Annotated in this window: 13 protein-coding genes and 1 pseudogene; 12 read left to right on the top strand and 2 right to left on the bottom strand. The window is 53.8% G+C overall.

Annotation, left to right across the window (positions count from 1 at the left end; all coding sequences use genetic code 11):
• Positions 1-29 precede the first annotated feature (29 nt).
• The 11 genes from FEZ62_RS18535 to FEZ62_RS20650 all read left to right on the top strand — a co-directional run bounded on the left by FEZ62_RS18535 (position 30) and on the right by FEZ62_RS20650 (position 8,862).
• Entirely contained in the window at positions 30-782 is a 753-nt protein-coding gene (locus FEZ62_RS18535; protein ID WP_172929375.1) for a fimbria/pilus periplasmic chaperone, read from the top strand.
• 207 nt (positions 783-989) lie between these two features.
• The gene (locus FEZ62_RS18530; protein ID WP_172929374.1) at positions 990-1,526 is read left to right on the top strand and encodes a fimbrial protein; all 537 of its coding nucleotides are present in this window, start codon (positions 990-992) and stop codon (positions 1,524-1,526) included.
• A gap of 298 nt (positions 1,527-1,824) precedes the next feature.
• Entirely contained in the window at positions 1,825-2,364 is a 540-nt protein-coding gene (locus FEZ62_RS18525) for a fimbrial protein (protein WP_172929373.1), read from the top strand.
• Positions 2,365-2,408: 44 nt separating this feature from the next.
• Positions 2,409-3,146, top strand: a complete 738-nt coding sequence (locus FEZ62_RS18520; RefSeq protein ID WP_172929372.1) for a fimbria/pilus periplasmic chaperone — start codon at positions 2,409-2,411, stop codon at positions 3,144-3,146.
• A 45-nt stretch (positions 3,147-3,191) separates the two neighbouring features.
• A complete protein-coding gene (locus tag FEZ62_RS18515) occupies positions 3,192-5,372 on the top strand; it encodes a fimbria/pilus outer membrane usher protein (RefSeq protein WP_172929371.1) in 2,181 nt (726 codons plus the stop codon).
• 8 nt (positions 5,373-5,380) lie between these two features.
• Positions 5,381-5,806 carry a FimD/PapC C-terminal domain-containing protein gene (locus FEZ62_RS20950; protein ID WP_172929370.1) on the top strand — a complete coding sequence of 142 codons (426 nt, stop codon included), beginning with the start codon at positions 5,381-5,383 and terminating at the stop codon, positions 5,804-5,806.
• Between the two features lie 34 nt (positions 5,807-5,840).
• A complete protein-coding gene (locus FEZ62_RS18505; RefSeq protein WP_172929369.1) occupies positions 5,841-6,863 on the top strand; it encodes a hypothetical protein in 1,023 nt (340 codons plus the stop codon).
• A 103-nt stretch (positions 6,864-6,966) separates the two neighbouring features.
• Complete coding sequence (locus FEZ62_RS18500) at positions 6,967-7,338, top strand: CidA/LrgA family protein (protein ID WP_172929476.1); 372 nt, start codon at positions 6,967-6,969, stop codon at positions 7,336-7,338.
• Positions 7,325-8,047: an LrgB family protein gene (locus FEZ62_RS18495; protein WP_172929368.1), complete on the top strand. Its 723-nt coding sequence runs from the start codon at positions 7,325-7,327 to the stop codon at positions 8,045-8,047. Before FEZ62_RS18500 ends, FEZ62_RS18495 begins: the two co-directional genes overlap by 14 nt.
• Positions 8,048-8,271: 224 nt before the next feature.
• Entirely contained in the window at positions 8,272-8,514 is a 243-nt protein-coding gene (locus FEZ62_RS20655; protein WP_201970351.1) for a hypothetical protein, read from the top strand.
• A gap of 150 nt (positions 8,515-8,664) precedes the next feature.
• The gene (locus FEZ62_RS20650) at positions 8,665-8,862 is read left to right on the top strand and encodes a hypothetical protein (RefSeq protein WP_201970350.1); all 198 of its coding nucleotides are present in this window, start codon (positions 8,665-8,667) and stop codon (positions 8,860-8,862) included.
• A gap of 210 nt (positions 8,863-9,072) precedes the next feature.
• Here FEZ62_RS20650 and FEZ62_RS18485 read toward each other — a convergent pair whose 3' ends face one another.
• Complete coding sequence (locus tag FEZ62_RS18485) at positions 9,073-20,538, bottom strand: VCBS domain-containing protein (protein ID WP_172929367.1); 11,466 nt, start codon at positions 20,536-20,538, stop codon at positions 9,073-9,075.
• Between the two features lie 268 nt (positions 20,539-20,806).
• On the opposite strand from FEZ62_RS18485, the gene FEZ62_RS18480 reads away from it, so the two are divergent.
• A complete protein-coding gene (locus FEZ62_RS18480) occupies positions 20,807-21,589 on the top strand; it encodes a hypothetical protein (protein WP_242454992.1) in 783 nt (260 codons plus the stop codon).
• Here the strand turns inward: FEZ62_RS18480 and FEZ62_RS20780 are convergent.
• Positions 21,582-21,745: pseudogene (locus FEZ62_RS20780) on the bottom strand (IS3 family transposase); the annotation flags it as partial. The gene FEZ62_RS18480 and the pseudogene FEZ62_RS20780 overlap by 8 nt on opposite strands.

Raw genomic sequence — 21,745 nt, 5'->3', positions numbered from 1 at the left:
TCAGTTCACCCGATAACAAAGAATATTGAATGGATGATTCGGATATCATGACTAAGCACAACAGATTACTCACCTTTATTCTGCTGTTAGCGTTGTCTAGCAGCAGCATTGCAAGTGTAACAATTAGCGGTACTCGTATCATATACCCTGGCCAGGAACGCGAAGTTACCGTAGATCTTAAGAATAGAAATGATACACCGGCATTAATACAGTCCTGGATAGGCAGCGGTGACACTAAAATCGGACCCGGTGAAGAGAAATTACCCTTCATTGTGACCCCGCCCCTTACGCGTATTGAGCCTAATCAGGGGCAAACCCTCAGAATTGCCTATACGGGCGAGCCACTGCCGAATGATGTTGAATCTGTTTTCTGGTTCAACATGCTCGAGGTGCCGCCCACCGGCAAAGACGCAAAAGGGCAAAACTACATTCAGTTGGCCTACCGCTCACAACTTAAATTCTTCTTTCGTCCGGAAGGCTTAACTGGCGATCCAAAAACTGAGGGAGATAATATAAGCTGGTCGGTAGTCCAGGTAGATAAGGGCTATGTACTGCGCGGCACTAATAAATCACCGTTTCATATTACAATTCCGAATGTCAGCCTGAGTTCAAACAGTAAGACTTACCTAAATGGAAGCGGTGGGATGATCAAACCAAAATCCACCTTTGATTATGAACTCGAAGGGCTCAGCAGTTCCGTTACAACAGGTAAGATCACATACCAGTGGATTAATGATTTTGGCAGCATTAAAACATCCGAAGCAAAGCTGAGTGCCAACTAGTTTGTTTGACCTGGTCATTCTTGTCTGTTGTTACACACAGCTTATCACTTCAGCATATGCTACGTGCTTTCATCAAGATTATAATCTCTAGATGCATCAGAAACTCCTTACAGCCATCAAAATGCCACTTCTGTATTGTGTAGCATCGTGCCAGCACGGTTACAGTCGCAAATTGTTGCGGTCTCAATGATAGCGTTAGAGGAATATATGAATAAAAGTATCTTATCTGCATTCATTGCCATGGGTTCTATCTCGCCTGCGTATGTACTCGCTTCCGACGGAACCATTAGCATCAATGGAAACGTAAACAATGCCTCGTGCAATGTAAATGTTGACGGCCAGGGCAATAATGCCGATATCACCCTTGAAGAAGTAAGCTCAACAAAGCTAATCAATACGGGGGACGTAGCAGGAACTCGCCCATTCACTTTTGAATTGGTTGCTTGCCCACAACTCGAAGGGGTGCGCGCCCGTTTTGAACTCGATAATGTCGATCCTACCGAGGGAAATTTGAATAATTTAATCTCTACTGATTTTGGTGGGGCAGGCAAAGTTCAAGTGCAGATAACTAACGAGTTGGGTGATGCGATTGACCTGAATGTCAATGGTGAGCCCAACATGTTCGTGCCCATTGTCAATGGTTCAGCCAGTGTAACTTACAACGCCCAGTATTATGCCTATGACGGGCAAGTTACTGCGGGGTTAGTATCCACTGCTACGGTTTACACCATCGATTATCGCTAACCTGAAGATCCTGGTGCCGTATTAGGTATTGGTTACTAAGGTTCAGCTTGTATAGCCATTAGCAGTTTGCTCATGGCTATTTTTTTCGCATCATTTTGTCACGACTCCGGTATACAAATACTGATTGTTGTGCGCTGTAGTAACTTTCATAATCGCTAAAAAGCCTATGATGATGCACTGAAGTCAAATTTTTCCTACATATTACTTTTTGGGCTTTAGTTATTATTAAATTGTTGCTCCACACAAAAACTTGCGTGTCAGTAACAAAGAAATCCAATCTATTTGCATCGAGGAATTTATGAAGAAGATTATCGCAACCGCCGTTATCGGCATGGGTATCCTCTCGTCTGGTATGGCTGTTGCTTCTGACGGCACCATCACCATCAATGGCCTGGTTACCACCACCTCATGCGACGTATCAGTCGATGGTGGCACTGGTGATGCGACCGTGACCCTGCCTGACGTTTCTTCGGTTCAGCTGGCTGAAACCGGTGACGTAGCTGGCGCAAAGGATTTTTCTTTTGCCCTTACTGGCTGTAGCACCGGTGGCAAGGTCCGCGCCTACTTCGAAAATGACAACGTAAACTTAGCGACAGGCAACCTAGAAAACGAAGTCGTCTCGAATGAAGGCGGCGCTACTAATGTTCAGGTGCAAATCACCGACGGTGAAGGCACCCGAATCGACCTGGCCAGCACGACGCAAACCAATAACCCATATATTGATATTGCGGACGACACTGCAACACTGCCTTATAAGGCTCAGTATGTTAGCTCGAATGGTCAAGTAATCGCTGGTCTTGTAAATACGAATCTTGTTTACACGCTTGAATACCAATAAGCAGTAGGCAGTAATCAACTGCTGGTCATCACTAAGGACAGTGTATGTTATTGCAATCCCGTGGTCGTCAATTTGGTTTCATCGCGTTTTTAATGTTTGTCTCTGTAGCTTGTAGCGCCAGTGTTACTTTATCTGGCACGCGAGCTGTATATCCCGGAGATGCGCGTGAAATTACAGTCGACATGATGAACCAAAACGAGTCTCCCGCGCTAATGCAAGCATGGCTTGACAGTGGTGATCCAGCAGTGACTCCCGGCGTTGAAGAGCTGCCGTTTATTGTTACGCCTCCTTTGACCCGCATTGAACCTAAGCAAGGCCAGACACTCCGTATCGCTTATACGGGCGATCCATTACCTAAAGATCGTGAGTCTGTCTATTGGTTGAATGTGCTCGAAATACCCGCAAGAAGTAAAAATGCAGATGGTAAAAACGTCATGCGCATGGCGTTTCGGTCGCGGATAAAATTATTCTATCGGCCAAAAGGTTTGCAGGGCACAACCTATGACGCAGCCAAAGCCATTACTTGGGCTGTTGTGAAAGATGCTGATCAATATGTACTGCGTGCGACTAATAAGAGTCAGTATCACACAAGTATCAGCGGGCTGAAGTTAGAGTCTAGTGGAAAAGAATTCATCAATAAAGATGGCGGCATGATTAGTCCTTTAGCAACTAAGGATTACGCGCTTTCAAAATCGCCTGGCCCTTTGAATAGTGGCACCGTTACATTCCGCTGGCTCAATGATTTTGGTATCGCTCAAACACAAGTCAGCAAACTCCAATAAGCATATCGATATTTTTATCTTTCTCATCATGATATTGGTGTAATTTTGTGTTCGCAATCTAATAAAAATTGCACGTTATTCATTCTGATTAGAACGAATCTTCTTGCTGTCTTTTTGTTTACCGCACTGCCAAATGTTGTGTGCGCTGAAGATCTAGCCCCTGCAGAACATGATGCGCCTCCTGCTGATGATGTAGAAACAACAGTAGAGGTTGATGATGGCGCGGTAGACGATGATGTGATGTTTGACAGCAGCCTGCTCAAAGGCATGGGGCAGAACATTGATTTATCCCGTTTCGCCAAAGCGGGTGCAATCGATGCTGGTACTTATCGAATTGATGTGATCATTAATGGCCGGTCCAGCCTGCGCCAAAGTGTCAACGTAATCGAGGATGAGGCCGAGGAGGGAGAAAAGCGCTTCTGTTTCACGGCATCTGACGTCGCACAATGGGGTGTTGATATTGCAAGCCTCCCAGACCAAAAGAAGGTCAAACGGTTACTACAGGAGTCGTGTGTCGAAGCAACCACGCTCATACCTGACGCCACATTCTCCATGAACCTGGCCAAACTCAATGCCCAGTTGAGTATTCCACAAGCCTACATCGGCATGGTCAGACCGGATTACATCGACCCTAAAGACTGGGACGCTGGTATCACGGCAGGTTTCGTTAATTATTCAGCTAACGCCTTCCTCAACAAGCAAAGCGATGCGGATGATTCTTCATCATTCAGCGCCAACCTGCGCACCGGGCTCAATTTCGAGGGCTGGCGTTTTCGCCACGATGGACGTTATGAGAATAAGGATGATGAGCCCTCAAACTATGACGCTCAGAAAACCTATGTCCAGACTGACGTAACAGGTGCTCGTTCCCAGTTTACTGTGGGTGAGTACTTCACGCCTGGCGAAACCCTCGATAGTCTCTCATTCACTGGCATTCAGATCGCCAGTGATGAGTCGATGCTGCCCGAGACTGAGCGAGGGTTTGCTCCGATTGTGCGTGGCACGGCAGACACTAACGCGAAGGTGACGATTACCCAGGGTGATAACGTCATTTATGAGTCCACCGTATCGCCCGGTCCATTTGCAATCAGCGACCTTTATCCCAACAGCAACTCGGGTGATCTTGATGTAGAAGTAGCCGAGGCCGATGGCAGGGTCAAACGCTTCACTGTGCCGTTTTCAGCGGTAATCCAGATGCTTCGTCCTGGCTCTTCACGTTTCAGCATGACCCTGGGACGTTACCGGGACGACAACATTTCATATGAACCAGAGTTCGCTCAAGGTACATACCGGCGCGGTATCACCAATGATTTAACGCTGTATACCGGCGCAACAGGCGCAGAGGATTATTATGCAGTGCTCGCCGGTGCTGCTGTGGGTACGCCAGTGGGCGCGATTTCGCTTGATGTCACCCACACCCAAGCCAGTAATATCTCGGTAGAAGCTCGTCCAACACAAGATGAGTTTTCAGGTGAGAGTTACCGGCTGAACTTCAACCGGTTGATTGATTACAGCCAAACCAATATTTCAATAACGGCTTCACGTTTCTCCAATGAAGAATATTTGGATTTCTCCGACTTCGTGCAGGTGCGTGATAATCCGTCTGATGTATTCAACCGTGAGAAGAACCGCTACCAGTTCAACATTGATCAACCGTTTGGCGACTACGGCAGTATTTTTGTCTCCGGCGTAGTGCAGAATTACTGGGACTCCGAGCAAGACACCACTACGTTTCAAATCGGACTCAACAAAAGCTTCAACTGGGGGAGCTTAAACTTCACTGCCAGCCGTGACTTGGAAGACGACAGCGATGAGTCCACTGACTCGTTCCTGCTAACCCTTAGCATGCCCTTTGAACTGGGCAGTAACCGAGCTTATGTGAATACCAGTGTGTCGTCAGACGGCGATGATAAACACGGCTTTCGAACCAGTTTAAATGGCTCGGGCGGTGCCAATGATCAGTTGAATTATGGCGTGTACGGCGCTGCCGATATCGACAGTTCTGGAAGCACCGAGAATTACGGTGGCGACCTACAGTACCGTACAAGCCTGTCACAGATAGGCGCGAGCACCAGTATTGGACAGGACTTCAGCCAATACACCGTATCCGCCACCGGAACCTTGCTGGGTCACAGTGGTGGTTTGGTGGCGTCACCGGAGCAGGGGGATACGATTGCTTTGGTCGAGGCGAAAGCGCAGAGGGCGCAGCAATCCGAGGCGGTTTAGGCACTAAAGTGAACGCCGGCGGCTATGCGGCGGTGACTAACTTGACTCCTTACCGGAAAAATACCGTGGCGCTCGATCCTAAAGGGCTTTCCCGGGATGTTGAGTTATCCCTGACCTCCCAGGAAACGGTGCCGCGCCGCGGTGCAATTGTGAAGCTTGAGTACCCCACTGTTACGGGCAGCCCGCTGCTATTGCGGGTAAAGCGCGAACCCAAGATTCCGTTCGGCGCTCAGGTTGTTGATGCTGCAGGCGAGCAGGTCAGTCTTGTGGGGCAGGGCGGGCTTATCTTTATTCGTGGCGAATATCCGGAACTGCGCGTTGTTTGGGGGCAAGGGGTCGATGAGTCTTGTACGCTGGTTTACGAGCAGCCCGAAGACGCGCCAAATGGCAATTATGTGCAGGTACAGGCGCAATGCATTTCTGAAGCCAGTTAATTGCCGATCATGATGATAAAAGGATCTTATATTCATGAAGACTTCATTGTTAGCCGCAAAGGTTCGAGCGTTAATCATGCCCACGACCCTTGGGGCACTCTCAGGATTGTTATTTAGCGGTGAGACGCTTGCCGCCTGTTCCGGCGTCGAGAATTGGGAATGTCGCTTCTCTGCACTGAACACCCTCTATTCAGGCATAACCGCGGTAAACAACGACATCGTCGCAGGTACTGTAATTGGCAATGTGACTGTTAATTATCAGTACTCATGCTCCATACCCATGAGCGCGGGCGAGCGCACGATTCGCTTCGCAATGGCAACCGAAAACAATGTAAGAAGCGGAGCCGATCTTCTGACCAATGTTGATGGCCTGACCTACCGGGTCGCGGGGGGCGTAAGTATTGGTTCCGATCCTTTCCTGACCACAGTTGGTGGGGTCAACAATCGGGTACAGATTGACGCGATAAGAGCGGCTAGCGGCGACGCTGACACCTGTATCGAAGGCAGCAATAGCGTCAAAGTCTTCGATGTAATCAAAGATGGCCAGATTACCGACTCAACCCACATTGCCCTGGACTTTCCGCGTACCGTGAATTTCATGACGGCGCGCTATTCCAACGCCGCAGTGAACACCAAGACCCTGCGCGTGGTGCCATCGGTTGCCACCATCGATGCTGCCGCGACTACCTGCACAATGAGTGCGCCAACCAATGTGGTGTTCCCACCTATTCCTACGCGGCTGGGAAATACCAAGCCAAGCAAGGATTTCAAGTTTTCATGGACTTGCAGCTCCATCGCCAACACCACAACCAGCTTCTCTGCACCTGGCTATGCGCCCCTGAGTGGGGGCGTTGGCATCCAGGATGAAAATACACGGGTCATCCTCAAACTGAAAAACACCGAGACGGGCGCCTACATTCCCTTCGGCACCGAGCAGGCCAAGCAAATCCCTTCGGGCGGAACCGACATTACTTTCACCGCCGAACTGTCCCAGCTAGAGCGACTTAACGCCGGTGAGTTCGGTTTTGATGTGGTCTACACAACTTTTTATAAGTGAATACAGCGGTTTTCAGGTGACTGATATGGTTTTTGTGTTCTCGACTGATGCTATGCAGTCGCTCTACAGCGAGGCATAGTTAGGGTTTTTCCGTCGAGAATATATCATGCTCAAAGGACTGACCTTACTGTTAGCGCTGCAATTGCTGGGGAGTCTGATCAGTACCCTCTGGCTACCGATGCTGCCCGGCGCCATTATCGGAATGTTGCTGCTGGTGGTTATTTTGGCCATACGCGGGATTGATGAGTCATTGCAACAAGCGGCCAACTGGCTATTGAGCTATCTACCCTTGCTGCTGGTCGTGCCTGCTGCCGGAATCATGGTTTCCGGTACCGCTTTACTCGACGAAGGAGTGGCCATCGCAGCGGCACTAGTGCTTTCGGTGATTATTACCGTACCGCTTTGCGGCCTGCTGATGCAGTACCTCACCGTGCGTCTTGAGCGCAAAGCCGAGGCCGCCAATGAGCCTGAGTGATGTTTCAGCCGCCTGGCACAACCTTATATTCAATCCGGTATTCTCATTGGTTGTGACGCTGGTTGCGTTTCAAATTGCAGTCGTGATTTACCGTCGCAGTGGCTGGTTGGTGCTGCAGCCGGTCATGGTTGCAATGGTTCTGATCGTATCGACCTTGCTGATTACCGGCCTTGATTACACAACCTATCGCCAAGGCGCAGAACCGATTGCAATGTTGTTAGGGCCAGCAACTGTTGGCTTGGCCGTACCGCTTTACAACAATATGAAGCGTATTCGTCTGCTGCTCTGGCCAATTCTGATCACTGTATTGGTCGGCGGAATTTTGATTGTGGTGCTCACCGTGCTGATTGCCTATTTGCTGGGTGCCAGCCTGCCCGTGTTGATTACACTTTCATCTAAATCAGTCACCATGCCTATTGCCATGCTGGTGACGGATCAGTTGCACGGCATCGCATCGTTGGCGGCAGTGTTCGTCATGCTCACCGGGGTTATCGGCACAGCGCTCGGGCCAATGTTATTGCGTCGAGTTGGCGTTGTGCATCCAGCTGCACGCGGCATGACTTATGGCATGAATGCGCACGCCATCGGCACTGCCCGCGCCCTCGAAGAAAGCAGCGAAACAGGCGCATTTGCAGCACTTGCAATGAGTTTGCTCGGCGTTTTCACTGCCGTATTGCTACCGCTGGCTGCAAATTTCTTTATCGACTAGCTGTATTTGCTACAACCCGGCGTAAACGGCGTCGGGTTCACTGGAGTCGAAGCGATCAAGGGCAGGGGAGTGATAAACCGCAGTTTTCTTCTACACTCGAAACAACTTTGCGCACGTCCAACCGCATAAGCCTGTGCACAAACGTTTGTGGCGTTTCACAGATGATTTACTCAGCAAGTAGCCATCATAGATGGGTCAATGGGTTCCACTTCTAAGGATCGTGTATGGAGTCAGAGGTACTCAACCCGGACTCGTTTTTCCACGTTCGAGTGATCATCGGCATGGTCACAGGCCTCAGTGTGGCGAGGCTGCTCAATGGCCTTGCGCGTTTTGTGCAGCATCCTAAACGTGAATACATCTATAGCGTGCATTTGGGCTGGGCATTTTTTCTGCTGCTCGCTGTCGTGCATTTCTGGTGGTTCGAGTTTGCGCTGGTGAAAATAACGCGCTGGACCTTTGAGCTGTAATTCTTTGTCATCTGTTACGCAGCGCTGTATTTCTTCATCTGCGCCATCCTGTTTCCAGACAACCTCGATGAATACTCCGGGTTCAAAGCGTATTTCCATTCACGCCGAACCTGGTTTTATGGCCTGCTTGCAGCGTTGTTCGCAGTCGACATGATCGACAGTGCACTCAAAGGTGATGAGCATTTCCGTGCGTTGGGAATCGAGTATCAAATACGTCAGGCGTGTTTGATTACTATGTCGCTTATCGGCACCCGCGTCGCCAATGACCGTTATCATCAGGCGTTTGTCATCATCGCCTTGGCAGCAGAAGTCTGGTGGATTGTCAGTGAGTTCAATGTTCTAACCTGAGCAGGCTCAGGCTTTGTTGATTCGCTGACAATGTTGATCCGTTCACAGTCCCAGCCGCATGCGAAAAAAGACAATTCCCCGTTGCAAGTGTCAGATGCCTATGAGCGGGATTTGGCCAGGTCAAAACGTACAGGAAGATACCTGGCCTCCACCCAAATCGATTCTGTAATTTGCAGGGAAACGCTTACTTTACTATTTTGTAGTAGTTGTTTAACCTCTCTTGGATAGTTCCGTGCGTATCTTTTCACTCTGGCCATCACCGAGCTGCTCAAGTGGCAAAACCATGTTATGGCGTTTTGCTGCCTGAAGCTGGCTTTTGAAACTAGGTGCAGTTTGAGCTGCGCTTTCTGGATAAGCATGATGGTGAGATAGGTCGTCCGCCAAGCTGGCGAAAATCGACGGATCGCTCAGCAATCCGTCCGCAGTCAAATCGACACGTCCCTGACGACCCAGTATCCAGGCTAGATCCAACTCACTGTCGAATTGACTGTCGAGTACAGCCTGGTGTACCTGCTGATCGTCCCTCTGACCAATGACTTCAAGGCGTTCTTGTTCGATCTGGTTTTGCAGGCCGGGCAGGGACTCGAGTCGAATCTGACTTCCGTCGGTCATACGTGAGCTGATTGTGTTGAGGAAATTATTGATGTTAACCGCCGGACCGACAAATACCGCCGGTTCTACATCCTTAAGCCCTGTGTAATTCAAGTCATTGTCGCCAGGGTAGCGCTGGTAGTGGAAGGGACCATCCTGCGGGGCCGGAATAAAAGGCGCCGAGATATCCAGGTTGATCACCAGTTCGGCGAGGTCGGTGGCGCCGGCCAGGTCCACGAGGGTGTAGGTGAACACGTCCTGGAGAACCTGGCCGAGGCCGGCAGCGGCGAGCACTTCGTTGTTGGTCAGGTCGATGCTATAGGTGTAGCTGCCGTCAGCGTTGATCACCAGCGTGCCGTAGCGACCATTCAAGGGCTGCCCAAGGCTGCCGCTGGTGCCGCTGGCGGTTTCTGCTCCTGTACGAATGGCGGATACCTGAAGGCTGTCACCGCCGTCGACATCGCTGTCGTTGAGCAGTACGTTGCCACTGGTTTGCGGTGCGAGGAACTGGTCGCTGGCGACTGAGCTGTCATTAACCGCCACTGGGTTGTCGTTGGCGCCCTGTATCAGCAGGTTGAGACGCGCCGTGGATTCGGCTCCGGCAGTGTCACGCATGCGGTAGGTAAACACTTCCCGCAGGGTTTCGCCAGCCGTGCGCATGGCTTGCACCGTTGGGTTATCGTTGTCGAGCACATACTGGTAACTGCCATTGGCATTGATTGTCAGGCTGCCGTAGCGGCCCTTGAGTACTTGCCCTGCAGCGGCCGACTGGCCGAGTTCGCTGGTGAAGCTGAGTACCTGTTTGGTTTCGCCGTTAGCCACGCTGTCAACGTCGGTGTCGTTGTCCAGCACGTTACCCACCGGGTCTACCCCGGCAGTGCCATTGGCAATACCGCCAGCCTCTACCGCAGTGGCATTGTCATCGAAGGCAATCGGCGTGTCGTTACGGCCTTCAATGGTGATGACCAGTTGCGCCTGATCGTCGGCCAGGAATGGGTCCTGAATGGTATAAGTAAAGGTGTCGGTCAGGGTCTGGCCGCTGGTCCGCAGGGCTTGTACCGCCGCCAGGCTGTTGTCGAGCACATAGTTCCAGCTGCCGTCGGCATTGAGCACCAGGTCACCATACTGGCCGCGCAAGCTGGTGCCAACAGCCCCGCTGGTACCGCTGCCAGACTCGCTGCCGGTGCGCACCGCCGTGACCGTGAGCGTGCCGCTTTCCAGGTCGGTATCGTTGCCCAGCACGTTGCCGCTGGGGTTTACGCCGGGCGTGGCATTGTTCAAACCGCCGGCCTCGACTGCCGTAGCCGCATCATCATTTGCCACGGGTGGGTCGTTGCGGCCAATGATCAGGATTGTCAATTGTGCCTGATCATTGAGGCCGCCCTGATCGGTGGTGGTGTAGGTGAAGTAGTCATTCAATCTTTCGAGCAGATTGAGTGCCTGAACAGCTGGGTTGGACGAGTCGAGAATGTACTGATAGGTGCCATCAGCATTGATCGTCAATGTGCCATATTGGCCAACCAGCGCGGTGCCCACGGTTCCAGCCGTGCCACTGGCGGTTTCTTCACCAGTGCGGATCGCTGTCACGGTGAGGCTGTCGCCTTGATCGACGTCGGTGTCATTGTCCAGCACATTGCCGATTGGGTCGATGAATCGGCCATCGCCATTATCAGCCACGGCAATTCCAGAGTCGTTATCTGCAACCGGAGCATCCCACGCGCCCTGGATGGTGATAACGAATTGGGCAGTGTCCTGAGCGCCGGCAGTGTCATGCATGCTGTAGGTGAATACCTCCTGCACACTGTCACCGGGCTTAAGTGACTCTACCTTGTCGTTGTCGACCACGTAGCTATATGCACCGTTGGGCTGCACTGTCAGTATGCCGTAGGTGCCGACAATCGACTGGCTGCCGTTAACCAGGGTGAAAGCGCCACCAGCCGCTTCAGTGCCGGTACGGATACCGTCGATGGTTTTGCTGTCGCCGCTGTCAACGTCGGTATCGTTGGTCAATAGGTTATTAGTCAGCGGAGGGCTACTAGGATTGATGCCGGGCGTGCCGTTATTGGTACCGCCGGCTTCTACTGCCGTGGCGCTGTCATTAACCGCCACAGGGTTATCGTTCTGACCACGAATGAGCACCGTCAAGGTCGCCGTACTGGTGGCTCCAGCCAGATCCCGGATGGTGTAGGTGAAGTTTTCGCTCAGGGTATTGATTGATGTTCGCAATGCTTGAACCAGCGCATTGTTGTTGTCTACGGTATAGGTGTAGCTGCCATCACTGTTCAGCAGCAGGCTGCCATAAGTACCCGCTAACTGGCTGCCTACAGTGCCTGTTCCGGCAGCATTCCGCACTCCGGACACACTGAGCTGTTCGCCGTTCAGGTCGACATCGTTGTCGTTGGCCAGCACGTTTCCGCTTGGATTGGTGCCCGGCGTGGTGTTGTTGAGACCGCCAGCCTCGACTGCGAAGGCCGTATCATTGCTGGCAACCGGGGCGTCATTGGCGCCCTGAATGGTGATGTTCAACACCGCGATGTCGGTTGCTCCTGATGCATCGATGACGCTGTAGTTGAAGCTGTCAGTCAGTTGGTTGCCAGCGCGCAGGGCCTGAACCTCGGCCATGCTGTTGTCCAGCCGATAAGTGTATTGGCCGTTTGCGCCCAGGGTCAGCCAGCCATAGTTACCGCGCAGTTCACTGCCCAGTGTTCCAGTGGTGCCAGCACCTTCTGTTGCACCAGTACGCACGCTGTTGACGGCTTTACTTTCACCATAGCCAATCGGGTCGGCGGCTATTTCGCCGCCGTCGACGTCGGTGTCGTTACTCAGCACATTGCCGGTTGGATTAACCCCCCCAGCGCCATTGTTGACGCCACCGGCTTCAGTCGCAGTGTTGCCGTCATCTGTGGCCACTGGATTGTCATTTTGGCCACGAATCACCACAACAATTTCGGCGCTATCAGATAAGCCGCCCAGATCTTCAATGGTATAGGTAAAGCGCTCGATCAGTATGTCGCTTACCAGGCGCAGAGCCTGAACCTCGGCCATGTCGTTGTCGACTACATATGAATAAGTGCCGTCCGCATTGAGTGTCAGCGACCCATAAGTGCCGCGTAACGCAGTGCCGATGGTACCGGCGGTGCCAGCACCACCTTCGGGACCGGTGCGTACAGCGGTTACAGTAATCGGATCGCCATCCGGGTCTGCAGTGTCGAGTGTGCCTGTCGGGTTCACTCCCGGTGTGGCATTAAGTACGCCACCTGCCTCGGTGGCAAACGCAACCTCATCCTGAGCGATGGGCACGTTGTTGGCTCCACGCACGGTGATGACGATTTGCGCGGTATCGGTCAGGCCTTCGGAGTCGGTGATTTGATAGGTGACAATCACGTTGAGGGTCGTACCCAGCGGCAAAGCAACAATATCTGGGTGATCGCTGTTGACGTCGAAGGAAGCTGTACCGTCCGGGTTGATGGTCAATTGGCCATAGGCCGCGCCCGTGCTGTTAGCCAAAGGCACGCCGTTGATGTCTTCGGCATATAAGGTGTCCAGGACTGTCGTCGCGGTGACTGCAGTGAAAGTACCGCCAGCAGCTTCAGGACCATTGCGGATACCGTTGACCGTCAAGAGGGTGTTCGGCCTGTCGATGCCATCTACATCCTGATCAATGCCGTTGTCTGTGGGATCACCGGGACGACTTGGGTTGAGAATGACGTTGCCAGAAGGGTTACTCTCATTGCCGTCATCGTCAGATTCACCCGCCTGAGCAGTGGCCAGATCATCGCTAGCCACCGGATTGTCATAGTTGCCTTTAACCGTGATGTTGAGCTGGGCTAGGTCGTTGAGCCCACCGGCATCGGTTACCTGATAGCTGAAGACATCTGTCAGGGTCTGGCTGGGGTCGAGTCGCTGCACATCAGGATTGCTGTTGTCGATGACATAGGTGAAGCTGCCATCCGAGAAGATGGTCAGGGTGCCATAGAGACCGTCAATATCCACGGAGCCGCCATCAGGCACCAGAGTCAACGCGTCAGGGCTGGCCTCCGGGGTTGCGCGGATGCCGCTGACTCGCTTGGTTTCATCATTGGCAACCGAGTCTACGTCGGTATCGTTAGCCAGTACGTTGCCGGTAGCATTCTCCCCGGGGGCGGGGGTGATAGTGTCATTGGGGTTGCCAGTGTCGCTGTTGTTTACGCCGCCTTGCTCGGTCGCTTCAAAGGTGTCATCAACGCCAACCGGGGTGTCGTTGGCGCCCTCGATGGTGACGGTGAGAGTGCTTGATGAGTTGGCCGTGGCGGTCGGGTTGCCCTGGTCGCTAATGGTGTAGTCGAACACCTCAGTCAGCGTCTGGCCACTGATGCGTAGTGCCTGAACTTCTAAATTGTCGTTGTCCACCACGTACTGGTAGGCACCGCTGATGTCGACAAACAGGCTGCCATACTTGCCTTTAATCTCGACGGTATTGCCATTGGCGGGGACGTTTGTGGTGACACCGTCAAACGCCACCGAGACCAGATCCAGGTCTTCAATGTCGGGGTTGGTAATCAGGTCCGGATCAAGGTCGTTATCGGTGAGGTTGCCCGTGGGGTTGACGCCTGGCAAACGGTTGTCGGTTCCACCTGCTTCCACGGCTATGGCCTCGTCAACAACGGCGGTAGGGGCGTCATTGACCGCGTTGACGATTATGTCAATGCGGTCGGTCGCTGTCCGCTCATCGTCGGTCTCGCCGGGTATGCCGTTGTCGTTGAAGTCGCCGTAGTTACCCAGATCATTAACGTCGATGGTTAGGAACTCGCCATCCAAAGCCGGGTCGGCCGTGTTGTAGTTAAGGTCGGACAGGTAGTTGAGGCTGGTCAGGGCAGCATTGATCGCGTCAATGCGCCCTTGCAGCACCAAGGTATTGCTATTGGCGCCAGTGACGACCACGCCGGTAGTCGTACCGCTCAAGAACAGGGTGCCATGCTTAACAGTCAGGGTGACCTGAATGTCGCGGCTGTCGGTGTCAGGATCACGCTCGGCATCGACATCGGCGACGGTGATGCCGGTGATCAGCGCAGCCTGGTCCTCGTTGACGGTTTGTGAGTCTGGTGCCGCAATGGTGGGTGCGTCGTTGAGTTCGACATAACCTGAGTTGGCTTGCTGACTGTCCGCCTCGCCAAGGGTGATATTGATCTGGCCCAGGTCGGTGCCATCGGTATCGATGCGAATGTGCAAGTCGCCGAAGGCGGCAGGTGAGTTGATGTCTTCTGGCGAGTCAATTCGGTACAGGCCGGCAGGCAGCACACCGAATATGAACTGGCCATTGAGGTCAGTGGTTGTGCTGAAGGTCTTTTCGTCACCCGTATCAAAAATGCCGTCGAGCCCGGCCCAGATCAGATCCACCTGCTGATTGGCAAGGCCCGGGCCATCTGGCGTGGTGTCGGTATCTGCCGTCTCCGTATCGTTCCACAGGGTGCCGGTGATAATACCCAGGCCCGCGCCTTCGAGCAGTTGATAGTTGTTGAGAACAGTTGCATCCGGACCAGCACCGTCGTCACCGGTCCGCTCGCCGTCCGCATCTCCTTCATTGCCGACCGAACTTTCTCCCCAACTAGTAAAGTCATCGGGCAGACTGCTCCAGGTAAGGCTGTCGTCGCTCCCTTGAAGCGCTACATCATTAGGCACCACCACGTCGTAAATGGCGATGACGGTTGTGCCCGGATCGATCTGCTCAAACAGCAGGCTATCCCCGCTGGCAGTCACGCCTGGAGGGAGTGTCGGGTTATTCTGGTCATAGACCACGCCATTAATGGTGACTGACACCAAGGTGATGCTGGTTGCGTCTTGGAAGCCGGCAGTGTAGACGACGTTGTAGGCCGGTACATCACCCGTAGCGGTAAATGTGGTCGAGACCGTGGCCGTGCCAGTGGTACCACCCGGATTAGGGTCGAAGTCGACTACTTGCTTGTCTAGCGTGAAGCTAGGTTCAACGATGTTTTCGTATAGGGTGTTGCTGGTCGCTCGGTCTTGACCATTGACACTGTCTTGGACGAACACACCGAGACGTGCACCGTCTTGGTTGGTGAGAGCGTTCATCACACGGACGTTGAATTCGATGACAATCCCTTCCAGATCGTCATCAAGGTCGTTGTTAGTAATATTGCCCAAATTCAGGGTTATCACCTGATTGCCTTGGGCATCAACAGTAACGCTCACCACTTGATTATTTGATGAGTTAAGCACACCTGTCGGGCCTGGCTCGGACAGGTCTGAGCTAAGGGGGCCTGCCTCTGGCGAGTTCTCGTTTCCGCTGATTTGCAGTTGTCCACTGGTGATCAAATTGAGCATGTCAGTGGTCAAGCCGCCATCATTGCTGATAAACCCAATGCGCATGCTACTCAAGTCGGCGAGCGTCAGGCCTGGAGGCAAGGTGATGATCATTTGGTAGTTATCATTAGCCCCCTGAGGGAGCAAGGCTGTAGCACGGTAATGAATCAGCTCGCCAATGGCAACATTCTCGTCAGTGGCATTGGTTGGGTCCGGGGCGCTGGTGTCATCCAGGCCGCCAACCCGGGATATCCTGATTCCCTGCGCCACTGGGATCACCAATGTGCTGTCGAGGCGGTAATCGTCAACTACGCCGCTGTTGAGCAGGCCATCGGCACCGGTGCGCTCGCCGCTGGGATCAGCGCTGCCGTCAGTATTGCTGCCATCGAGGCTGCTCCAGCGAACTTCTGCCTGGCTATTGAATTCGGGCACGGAGGCGCCGCTGGCGTTGACCACGCCAGAAACGCTGATTACCAGAGTGCCGCCTTTGGCGATATCAATATTGGCGGTGTTGACCAGTGTTCGTCCGGTCGGGTCAAGGCTGAAACTGCTCGTCAGATCGAAGTCCTGGCCTCCCACGGTGTAGATGACACTGACCAGTTGCAGGTTATCGAGCTGGCTGGGCAGGGCGCTGTTGAAACTGATGTCGAAAGCATCGAAGTCGGTGCCAGCATTGCCGTTGGCCACGGTTATGGTGAAGTTGACGGCATCGCCTTCATCGTAGCCAAAGCCAGGATCGCCCTGAAGTTGCTGGCTGATCTGCAGGGTTGGTTCGCGCACGGTGATTGCCGGTTGGCCGCCCGTGAGACTGACATCTCGAGTGATACTGTCGGTCGGTGCGGTGCCGTTGGGAGTATCGCCGTCGGTGTCGTTGTAGCTGAGGCTGGCATTATTTTGCAGTACCGTCCCGGCTTGGTTACTGATGACGTCGCTGGCCACCAGGCGCACTCGAATAACGAAGCTGTTATTACCGGTGTCGTTGTCGGCACTGGCGCTGGCGACGCTAAAGGTAAAGCGCGCATCGACGCCATCATCGCCCAATGTGCCAGATGGTGCGTTCAGCCCACTGATGGTGACCGTGCCGGCAAAGTTGGCGCTGAGGGAACCGCCAGCGGTGGTGATGATTTCATAACCAAGACCGTTGAAACTGGTGTCCAGGCGCATGCCTGGCGGGATAAGATCATCAATCGACAGCGTTTGGGTAGTGCCTTCAGGCAAGGTCACGACGATGTCGTAAAGCATGCTCTCGCCGACCACCAGATCAGCGCCGGTGGTGTGACTGGCACTTGAGTCGCTGTTGTCGAGGCTACCGCCAGCAAAGTTTTTACTGATCTCAGGAGCCGCGACCTGTTGGTCGGCCAGATCGCTGTCGACGCCATTGGCGAGGAAGTTGGCGCCACCTTCGACGCTGGCATAGCTGAGCAGCGCCCCGCTGCTTTGCAGGGTGGCGCTGGCATCGATGTTACTGGCAACCACCACGTCATACGTAATCAGCACCAGGTTCTCGCCCGACTGATCGGCAGCCGTGCCGGGACGGCCAGCAAGCAAGGCTCCAGCACCAGGGAGATCGATAAAGGTGATGGTTTTGGTTGCGTTATCTACCGTGTAATCGGTGCCGAGGGTCATTAGCGTGCCGTCGCCGCGGTAGATCATCAGATTGGCCGTGGACAGGCTACCGCCGACAAAGGACAGACCGGCGGGCAGGGTGATGCTGGTGCTGACGTCATTGGCGCCACCGCCGCCGCTGTTTTCAATTGCGGTGGCCAGGCGCAGCAGGTCGCCGCCATCGACATCGCTGACTGAGCCGTCGATATCACCGATCTCGGTCAAGCTACCGCCGGTAAACGGCACGCCGCCGCTGCCGGGAGGGTTCCAGCCACCAGTGACACCGCTGACAGTCCCGTTGCTGGATGACACCACGCCGTGAGTGATGCTCAAAGAGGGTTCGGCTACCGAGGCAATCAGGGCTACGTCATCGGAAGACAGGATGACGTTTTTATCCAGAGTTGTGGTCTGGCTCGACTCGGCCAGCACGTTGAAGGAGCGGTTATCGGCAAACGGCTGATCGCTGACGGTCAGGGTGAAGTCGATCTCGATGCGGCTGCCTTCCACCCCTGTATTGACGTAGTCGGAGAAGGTGAACACCAGCGAATTGCCGGGGCCGACCACGACCGAAACTGGGCTGTTGGGGTTGGTATTGCCGCTACCAAGGCTCCATAGAGAGTCAATTTCAGCCTGGCTGAGGGGGCCCAGATCAAACAGAGGCAGTGGCAGGTAAACGGTCAGTGAGAAGTTCTCGTAGTCGCCAGTGACCAGGTCGTAGCCGACGCTGAAGGTCACTTCATCGCCAGGTCGCAGTTCGGTTCCGGGGGCCGGGGCGCCACCGCCATTGAGGTTAGCCAGCTCGATATCGACGTTGCTGGTGGGGATGGTGCTGGTAGTGCTGGAGTTATCTGCCTGGTCGCTGCCAGTCAGGTTGAGGGTGTCCTCAAGGATGGTGGCAGTTACCGTGGCGTTGTTGCCTATCGAGTCACCCTCGTTGATTTCACTGTGCGGATCACCGGCTGGCGGGGTGTAGCTCTGGCTGATGGTGGCCTGATAACTGAGCACCGCTGTGGTTGCACCATCGAGCGTGTCATCGAAGGCCAGGTCGCCATTGAGCCAGCCGCGGGTGGTGAAGAAATCTTTCATCGCCGCGCCAACATCGAACGCCAGCGAGGTGCTGCCATCGGCATTGACAACCGAAGTCACAGTGATCGGAATAATTTGTGTAGTGCCGTTAAAAGTCACGGTCAGGCTCAGTGTTCCGGGTACCAGAGTCTGCCCATCGCCAAGGCTGTCGGCGATGATGAAACTGCCATTGCCGAGGATATTCTCGCCGAAGGCAAAGTAGTCGGAGAGGTCGATGTGCAGGTCGTACTCCAGCGTGTCACCCGGGCTCAAGCCGTTGGTGCCTACATCGGTTTGAATACTCACCTGTTTGAGCAGGGTGATGGACTTGGCCACAACACTGACCGTATTGCCGTCGCCGGAGAAGGCAATGCTGTCGCCAACGTTTTCGACGTCGCGCGGGTCTAGCGGCACCCATTCGCCGGATGCGCTGGGTGCGCCGAAGGTAATGGTGACCGGGTCCCCGGTGATGGGGTCAAGCACCGGGTTGCCATCAACATCGGCATCGGGAACGAAGAAGTCCACCGTGGTGGTCACCGGAGCGTTGAGGTTGGCATAGGTGACAGTGAACGACTGGATATACAGATCGTTGCTCAGGTCGGCATCATTATTCAGCGCCAGCGCCGCCTGGATCACCGCCGGGTCGCTGCTGGTACGGCCGTCATACAGGGTGACGGTGGTTATGGTGCCGCCAGGTCCCGGATCGATGGCGGTGATAATGACATTGTCCGGTACCGGCTGAGTGATCACCAGGTTGGTTATCGGCTGGGCGGTAGCCGGGCTGACGGTGAGATCCAACTGCCGGCCATAATTGGGGCCGGTGGCGGTTTCACCTTCGGGAGCGGTGATGGTCTGGTCGAAGGTGATGACTGTTGGATGCACGACAAAGTCGACACCCCCCGATTCAACCAAGCTGGGATCAGTCGTTGGGTTGTTCAGGGCATCGTTGCCGTACTGGAAACCGGCACGGGCATTGATCACCAAATTCGGGGTGGCCTGGGAGAATGAGAAATCGGTGTCGGCCAGGTCGCTCAGGTGCGCGGTAATCTGCACGTCGATTGGCGGCTGGCCCTGGTTGACGCTGGCAAATGGCAGCTCGATCACCACCATCTGGTCACCGGCAACCATGCCATAGTCTGCGGCATTGATTATCAGTGGTTGGCCATCGGGACCAACGGCCAACGGGTGCACGGCCTGGCCATTGGCATCAAAGGTCAGCACATGGGTGGTCAGGTTCTGGCCGAGATAGCTGGCTGAGACAAAGCTCACGCCGTCATCACCATCACTGCCGGTAACGGGCATGAACAGGTCAATAAACGGCGCATATCCGGTTTGGGTCGAATTATTGGTAAAGCTCAGGTTGAAGGTGAAATCCGTGCCCAGTTGCACATCTTTGCCCGGTGCGTCGATCGCCAGGGTAGGGGCGGCATCGGCTAGCAAGCCGCTAAAGCCCGCCAGCGCTGTATCGCTCAGGGCAATGGCCTGATCAATATCGCCAACCTGAACCTCCAGCTGCCAGTCGCCACCTGCAGCCAGGCTGCCGGTATCATCTGACGAAGCCGCTACATCGGCGCCGGTCCAGCGTGCCAGTTCGGCTACAAGCGTCTGTCCAGCGTTGCCTGCACCCACTTTGCAGCCATATAACTGAATGTCAGCGTCTTCACTGAGATTATCTTTCCACTGGGCCAGTTGCTCGCCGAGCTGACTCATGTTGTCGCTTGAAATTGTTTTGTTACCAAGGGTGAACTGGCCGGGACTGCCGTGCGACAGAATCTGGATAGAGTCGACCTGGCCCAGGGTTTCTAGAGCTTTTTCGATTGCGTCAATGCCGTTCTCATTGGTATTGACCACTAGCGCATGTACGTCGCTCGGTAACTGTTTGACTAACTGCTCACGATTCTCAACGCGGCTGTCGATTACCAACAAATGTCGTGAAGCAGCTTGCGGGTTCGCTGTTGGCCATGTATCCACAGGAGTGGTGGGCATAGGCGTAGTATCTGAGCTTGAGTCCGTCGCGTCTTGCGAGTCCTGTTGGTGATCAACAGCTGTCGCAGCTGCGCCATCAAAAAGAATCCTTGGTTCAAGTGCCAGTGCATGACTGTGCGGTTTGAACATACTTTTCTCCCGCTAATGAAGTGCTGTTTGTAGCCTTTAAAAAACTTTAGTACTGATTAACGGTTTGAGCTACCAAGACCATTGGGAAATTCTTGCAAGGACAATGCACATAGTTCGCATAATGTATATTATGTTAAACCAGATGCCATGTCATAAATGTTCATGAGCTTCGTAAGACTCTGATTCGATTGATACCCACCGAGCTTCCCTTCTTGTAAACGGGCTATGCTTTCGCATGTTCATGGTAGACATGCGTAGGCGCTTCCCTATGAAGCTAATCCAGTGTCGTTTCTCTTCAGGGCAGCGAGTGCCATTGCTTGTGCTGGATGGGACCGGCGCACCACTACCTGTGCTCGTCCCATTCCTCTATGTTCAGCTCAAGCACAGGTACAGTGCCTACAACACTGTGGCTGCCCATGTACGAGCGATCCAAACTTTCTACGTCTACGCCAAAAGTCGTGGCCTAGATGCTGATGAGGCAATATTGGCCTGTCGCTTCGAAGCCATTCTGGCGTTGTTGGACGGCTATTCCGTTTGGCTCATGAGCAGCCGCCAAGCCGACAATCTGGCAGGTCGAATCGGCTCAATTGACTCGTCACATCTCCAAATTGATTTACGCACACGTGACCAGTACCTGCATAAGCTGAAGCACTACCTATCCTGGTGTGCCACCCGCTACATCCCGCGCATCCGCCAAAGTGCCAGCGCACTCGTCGATATCAACGCTGTGTTTGTCGATGTTGCCGACGCCATCGAACGGCGCTTCGAGAGCCATACTGTTGATCTTCGTCCCAACCAGGCTCGGTACCGCAGTCTGACGGATACACAGCTCCAAATTATCCGGGAGCTGATACAGCCGGGTTCCTCGGACAATCCATTCCCTAAACGCCTGCAGTTGCGCAACTGGCTGATGATTGAGTTGCTACTGGAAACAGGCATGCGCCGAGGGGAGCTTTTGAAGCTTTACACCACTGATATCAATCAGGGATCCCAGCACGCTTACGTCAGCATCCTTGATCGTGAGCAAGATCCTGGTGTAGTGGTCAACTAATCCCGGACACGGTTTTAAGTTTTTCTTCAGCAACAGCGGGCGCCAGCCCGCTGTTGAATTGATGTGGCCTTTGCCAGTTATAGCGCTGCATCAAAAAGCGTCCTATATCTTGCTGTGCCAGCGAAGCGCTCATGTAGCCAACGGTCGGTACCCATT

It is taken from the genome of Pseudomonas sp. MS19 (assembly GCF_013277615.1).
In the GTDB taxonomy this organism is placed as follows: domain Bacteria; phylum Pseudomonadota; class Gammaproteobacteria; order Pseudomonadales; family Pseudomonadaceae; genus Aquipseudomonas; species Aquipseudomonas marincola.
The sequence above is the reverse complement of the archived record's forward strand: the minus strand, read 5'-3'. Positions and strand labels throughout refer to the sequence as shown.

What these genes read in the sequence shown, in the direction of transcription:
- FEZ62_RS20655 (WP_201970351.1), top strand. Translation starts at nt 8,272, where the DNA reads ATGGAGTCAGAGGTACTCAACCCGGACTCGTTTTTCCACGTTCGAGTG.
- FEZ62_RS18535 (WP_172929375.1), top strand. Translation starts at nt 30, where the DNA reads ATGGATGATTCGGATATCATGACTAAGCACAACAGATTACTCACCTTT.
- FEZ62_RS20650 (WP_201970350.1), top strand. Translation starts at nt 8,665, where the DNA reads ATGATCGACAGTGCACTCAAAGGTGATGAGCATTTCCGTGCGTTGGGA.
- FEZ62_RS18520 (WP_172929372.1), top strand. Translation starts at nt 2,409, where the DNA reads ATGTTATTGCAATCCCGTGGTCGTCAATTTGGTTTCATCGCGTTTTTA.
- FEZ62_RS18480 (WP_242454992.1), top strand. Translation starts at nt 20,807, where the DNA reads ATGAAGCTAATCCAGTGTCGTTTCTCTTCAGGGCAGCGAGTGCCATTG.
- FEZ62_RS18530 (WP_172929374.1), top strand. Translation starts at nt 990, where the DNA reads ATGAATAAAAGTATCTTATCTGCATTCATTGCCATGGGTTCTATCTCG.
- FEZ62_RS18495 (WP_172929368.1), top strand. Translation starts at nt 7,325, where the DNA reads ATGAGCCTGAGTGATGTTTCAGCCGCCTGGCACAACCTTATATTCAAT.
- FEZ62_RS18505 (WP_172929369.1), top strand. Translation starts at nt 5,841, where the DNA reads ATGAAGACTTCATTGTTAGCCGCAAAGGTTCGAGCGTTAATCATGCCC.
- FEZ62_RS18525 (WP_172929373.1), top strand. Translation starts at nt 1,825, where the DNA reads ATGAAGAAGATTATCGCAACCGCCGTTATCGGCATGGGTATCCTCTCG.
- FEZ62_RS18485 (WP_172929367.1), bottom strand. Translation starts at nt 20,538, where the DNA reads ATGTTCAAACCGCACAGTCATGCACTGGCACTTGAACCAAGGATTCTT.